This is a genomic window from Bradyrhizobium sp. P2_E8 (assembly GCF_056403875.1).
The window spans coordinates 1-925 of the sequence record NZ_JBFUES010001657.1 but is presented as its reverse complement, the minus strand read 5'-3'; the positions used below and the strand labels follow the sequence as shown (position 1 = coordinate 925).

General features: G+C 58.7%; 1 protein-coding gene. It reads left to right on the top strand.

Annotated elements, in window-relative coordinates:
• The coding region (locus tag AC1D00_RS43035) for a flagellin (RefSeq protein ID WP_477014911.1) at positions 1-481 on the top strand (481 nt) is incomplete at its 5' end.
• Between the last annotated feature and the right edge of the window lie 444 nt (positions 482-925).

Genomic DNA, 925 nt, shown 5'->3' with positions numbered 1-925 from the left:
GTACAACAACATCCTGAACCAGATCGACACGACGTCGCAGGACTCCTCGTTCAACGGCGTCAACCTCTTGAACGGCGACCAGCTCAAGCTGGTGTTCGACGAGACCGGCAAGTCGAACCTGAGCATCACCGGCGTGACCTACAACTCCAAGGGTCTGGGCCTCGCTGCGCTGACCAGCGGCGTTGACTTCATCGACAACTCCGCGACCAACAAGGTGCTGTCGAACCTGAACGCCGCGTCGAGCACGCTGCGCTCGGAGGCCTCGAGCCTCGGCTCGAACCTCTCGGTGGTGCAGGTTCGTCAGGACTTCAACAAGAGCCTGATCAACGTGCTGCAGACCGGTTCGTCCAACYTGACSCTGGCCGACACCAACRCCGAAGCGGCCAACAGCCAGGCGCTGTCGACCCGCCAGTCGATCGCGGTCTCCGCGCTGTCGCTGGCCAACCAGTCGCAGCAGAGCGTGCTGCAGCTGCTCCGCTAACAGCGGCAGACATCGCAAGCAAGATCCGGCGGCGGGGCTTCGGCCCCGCCGCTTTCTTTTGTGCCGGCATCAGAGTGCCGCTCGGCTGATGAAGGCATTCCGGTACAGCGAATTGCTCACTCTGAGTTATGGTTGACAAGTGGCAAACGCTTCATCGGTGTATCAAAAAGCATCATCCGATCATGACGATACCGCGAAGCCAGATGCTGCTTCGATCGCTCATATGGTGAATCCAGGCAAGGACTYCCGCGACACGCTTCATGCTTTGTTAGCCCTGGACGTTCACCTTCCCGGACATCGATTAATCCTAATCGAAGTTTGTTGCGTTGCGTACCAGAAGGGTAACACTCAATGTCCGGTATCGTTCTCTCTTCATCGGTTCGTCAGAACCTTCTTTCTCTCCAGTCCACCGCCGACCTCCTCGCCACCACACAGAGCCGTCTG